This window comes from Streptomyces sp. PU-14G (genome assembly GCF_041028275.1).
In the GTDB taxonomy this organism is placed as follows: Bacteria; Actinomycetota; Actinomycetes; order Streptomycetales; family Streptomycetaceae; genus Streptomyces.
In genome coordinates this window covers 1-3894 of record NZ_JASKYT010000487.1, presented here as the reverse complement: position 1 = coordinate 3894, position 3894 = coordinate 1, and the positions used below count along the sequence as shown (strand labels likewise).

The 3894-nt window shown below is 72.3% G+C and carries 4 protein-coding genes; 1 reads left to right on the top strand and 3 read right to left on the bottom strand.

Going from position 1 to position 3894, the window contains the following annotated elements; genetic code table 11:
• Nucleotides 1-990, top strand: a 990-nt coding sequence (locus AB8Z75_RS32035) for an RICIN domain-containing protein (RefSeq protein WP_369208181.1), incomplete at its 5' end; no start/stop codon positions are given.
• Between the two features lie 61 nt (nucleotides 991-1051).
• Here the strand turns inward: AB8Z75_RS32035 and AB8Z75_RS32030 are convergent.
• The 3 genes from AB8Z75_RS32030 to AB8Z75_RS32020 all read right to left on the bottom strand — a co-directional run bounded on the left by AB8Z75_RS32030 (nucleotide 1052) and on the right by AB8Z75_RS32020 (nucleotide 3840).
• Nucleotides 1052-1735, bottom strand: a complete 684-nt coding sequence (locus tag AB8Z75_RS32030; RefSeq protein WP_369208179.1) for a TetR/AcrR family transcriptional regulator — start codon at nucleotides 1733-1735, stop codon at nucleotides 1052-1054.
• A 147-nt stretch (nucleotides 1736-1882) separates the two neighbouring features.
• The gene (locus AB8Z75_RS32025; RefSeq protein ID WP_369208177.1) at nucleotides 1883-2671 is read right to left on the bottom strand and encodes an enoyl-CoA hydratase family protein; all 789 of its coding nucleotides are present in this window, start codon (nucleotides 2669-2671) and stop codon (nucleotides 1883-1885) included.
• Nucleotides 2671-3840 carry an acyl-CoA dehydrogenase family protein gene (locus tag AB8Z75_RS32020; protein ID WP_369208175.1) on the bottom strand — a complete coding sequence of 390 codons (1170 nt, stop codon included), beginning with the start codon at nucleotides 3838-3840 and terminating at the stop codon, nucleotides 2671-2673. The genes AB8Z75_RS32025 and AB8Z75_RS32020 overlap by 1 nt, the downstream gene beginning before the upstream one ends.
• Nucleotides 3841-3894 lie beyond the last annotated feature (54 nt).

Here is a 3894-nt window from a genome sequence, read left to right as displayed (position 1 = left end):
TCCGCCGACACCTCCACCCCCGCCTCCGCCGACACCTCCGGGCAGGGAAGGGCCGGAGCCGGAGCCGGCGACGCAGCCGGAGCCGGCGACGCAGCGTCCGCGAGCGCGAGCGGCAATCCGCCGGGCCGGTCCAGTAGCGCCCACGACGACGGGGGACAGCCTCCCTCGGGCCGTCCCTCCAAGGCGATACTCGCCGGCGCGGCCATCGCGGGGGCGTTCCTGATCGCGGTTCCGTTCCTCGTCATGGGGGCGAACGACGACGAAGAAGAAAAGAAGATATCGAAGACCGCCTCCGGCATGACGATGCCGAAGGACAGTAAGGGCGGCAACCCCGGTCAGTACGTCCCCGAGTCACCTGCGCCGTCCCGCGTCGCCGAGTCCTCCAAGAGCCCGGATGCGGAGAAGTCCGAGCACGACAAGGACAAGGCCGGTGAGAAGGAGCCCGACGAGAAGGCGAGTGCTTCGGAGGACGAGCACGAGAAGAAGCCGGGCGCCCGGAAGCTGATGGCGGGCGGTCCGTCGAAATCCAAGCCCATGCTGCTGCGGAACGCGATGACCAAGTTCTGCGCCGACGTACCAGGGCGCGGCAAGGGCAAGGTCGGCGGTCCGGTCAACCAGGCCGGCTGCCACTCCACCGGGGACAACCAGAAATGGGAATTCCAGGTGAGCATCAAGGGTGGGGGGCCGGGCGGCTCCCACCTCTTTGTCATACGGAACACGACGGACGGCCTGTGCATGGACGCGGCCGGCAAGGGAAACGCTCCGGGGCCCTCGCCCATCACCGAGGGAAAATGCGACATGTCCAGAGCGGACAACCAGCTGTGGTGGCTCGACAGCCGGGGCGGCGGCAAGTACTGGATCCGCAATTTCAAGAGCAGCGACCGGTGCGTTGACGTCTGGGGTGAGCACTTCGGCACCGGTGGCCGCTTCGCACACCTGGGGTTGGCGGACTGCAACCCCAAGGACGACCACGCCTGGAAGCTCGACTGACGGCCGGCACCAGCGCCAGGGCACCTGGCCCGCCGCCGCGCGGCCCAGTGACACCCAGGCGTCAGCCCCGCAGACTCGTCTCCACCAGGTGGGCCCACTGGGCCACGACTCGGGCGCGGCGGGTGCTGTCGTCCGTCAGCAGGTTGGCGAGGCCGAGGCCGCGTGCCGTGTCGAGCAGGCCCTGCACGGTCTCGCGTACGCCGGGGCGGGACTCGTCGGCGCCCAGCAGCGCGACCGCCATCCGGTGCGTCTCCCGGCCGATGCGGGCCTCCAGGGCGGTGACGCGGGGGCCGAGCTGGGGCTCGTTGGAGGCGGCGACCCACAGGTGCAGGGCCGCGCGGAAGAGGGGGCCCGTGTAGAGGGCGACCAGGGTCTCGACGGCGGCGTGCACGGAGGCGGGCGTCGGCAGCTCGCGCAGGGCGCGGGAGCGCTCCTCGGCGACGTACTCGACGGCGGCCGTGAACAGGTCCTCGCGGGTGGGGAAGTGGTGCTGGGCCGCGCCCCGGGAGACGCCCGCGTGTTCGGCCACCACCGTGACGGTGCTGCCTGCCCAGCCCAGCTCGGCCAGGCAGGTCACGGCCGAGGCGAGCAGCCGCTGCCGGGTGGCGCGGCTGCGGTCCTGTTTCGGCGCGGCCCCTCGGGCTCCCGACGCGCGCTCGCCCGGTGAGCGTTCACCCGGCGCGCCCGCGCCCGACGTGCGTCGCTCGTCCCGCACGCCCTCACCCGCCGTGCGTCCGCTCCGCATCCCTTCACTCCCCGTCTCCGTGCATGGGTTTCCCGCGCGGTTCCTCGTGCGGCTCCTCGTGCGACTCCTCGTGCGAGGGACAGCGCGGTTCCTCGTGCGGCCCCCGCGCGGGGGGCCACGCGGCCCCCCGCACGGGGGCCACGCTGCTCACCGCGCGGGGGGCTGCCGCACCACCCACTCGGGCTCCCGTCGTTCCAGGAAGGCCGTCATGCCCTCGCGTGCCTCGTCGGACGCGAACAGCCGCGCCGACAGTGCGGCGAGCGTACCGGTGTCGCGATCGAACGCGGCCAGTACCTCTCGGGTGACCAGCTGTTTCGACGCGGCGAGGCCCTGGGGGGAGCCGCGCCGCAGTCCGTCCAGAATGGGGGCGAGGGCCTCGTCGGGGTCGTCGGCCGCGCAGGTCACCAGGCCGATCCTGGCGGCCTCCGCCGCGTCGAACCGTTCGCCCGTCAGGTAGTAGCGTGCCATCGCCCGCGGGTCCGTGCGCGGCAGCACCGGCAGGGAGATCACCGCGGGGGCGACACCGATGTGGGCCTCCGTGAAGGCGAAGGTGGCGCCCGGTCCCGCGACGGAGATGTCGCACGCCGCGAGCAGGCCGGTGCCGCCCGCGCGGACGTGCCCGGTGACCCGGGCGACGACCGGCTTGGGGAACGCGACGAGCGTGCGGAGGAGCCGAGCCAGGTCCGAAGGGGCGTCCGTCGGTGCGTCGTCGGCGCTCGCCTCGCTCAGGTCGGCGCCCGCGCAGAACGTGTTGCCCGTGTGGGTGAGGAGCACCGCGCGGGTGCCGGGGTCGGCCTCGGCGCGGCCCAGTTCCTCGTAGAGCCGGGTCACCAGGCGGGCGGAGAGTGCGTTGCGGTTGTGGGGCGAGTCGAGGGTGAGGGTGCGGACGGCGTCGCGGGACGCCACCGTGATGACGCCCTCCTCCGGCGTGCCCATCAGTACGACTTCGGGAGGCCGAGGGTCTGGTGGGAGACGTAGTTGAGGATCATCTCCCTGCTGACCGGCGCGATCCGCGCCACCCGGGACGCGGTGATCATCTGTGCCAGGCCGTACTCGCGGGTCAGGCCGTTGCCGCCCAGCGTGTGCACCGACTGGTCGACGGCGCGCACACACGCCTCCGCCGCCGCGTACTTGGCCATGTTCGCCGCCTCGCCCGCCCCGATGTCGTCGCCCGCGTCGTAGAGCCGGGCCGCCTTCTGCATCATCAGGCGCGCGCATTCCACCTCGATGTGCACCTGCGCGAGGGGGTGGGCGATCGCCTGGTGCGCGCCGATGGGCTCCTTCCACACCTGGCGGGTGCGGGCGTAGTCCAGAGCCTGCTCGATGCAGTAGCGGGCCATGCCGAGCGCGAACGCCGCCGTCATGATCCGTTCCGGGTTCAGACCGGCGAACAGTTGGAGCAGGCCCGCGTCCTCGTCGCCGACCAGCGCGTCGGCGGGCAGCCGCACGTCGTCGAGGACGAGCTCGAACTGCTTCTCCGGAGCGCCGATCTCCATGTCGATCTGGTGGCGGGTGAAGCCGGCCGCGTCGCGCGGGACGATGAACAGGCAGGGCTTCAGCTTGCCCGTGCGGGCATCCTCCGTGCGGCCGACGACGAGCGTCGCCTCCGCGATGTCGACCCCGGAGATGAAGACCTTCCGGCCGGTCAGCAGCCAGTCGCCCGTCACCGCGTCGCGGCGGGCCGTGGTGGTGATGCGGTGGGAGTTGGAGCCCGCGTCCGGCTCCGTGATGCCGAACGCCATCTTGCGGGTGCCGTCGGCCAGCCCCGGCAGCCAGGCCCGCTTCTGTTCCTCGGTACCGAAGCGGGCTATCACGGTGCCGCAGATCGCCGGTGAGACCACCAGCATGAGCAGGGGGCAGCCGGCCGCGCCGAGTTCCTCCAGGACGAGGGAGAGTTCCTGGATGCCGGCGCCGCCGCCCCCGTACTCCTCGGGCAGGTTGACGCCCAGGTAGCCGAGTCGCGCGGCTTCCAGCCAGAGTTCGTCGGTGTGCTTGCCCTGCGCGACGGTGTCGGCGAAGTACTCACGCCCGAAGCGTTTGCCGAGGGCGGCCACGGAGGCGCGCAGTGCGCTTTGTTCCTCGGTTTCGATGAGGCCGGGGGCCATGGTGCGTCCTTTCGTTGTGGTTGCGCATGCGGTGTCCGGCCCCTTCCCCGCCCC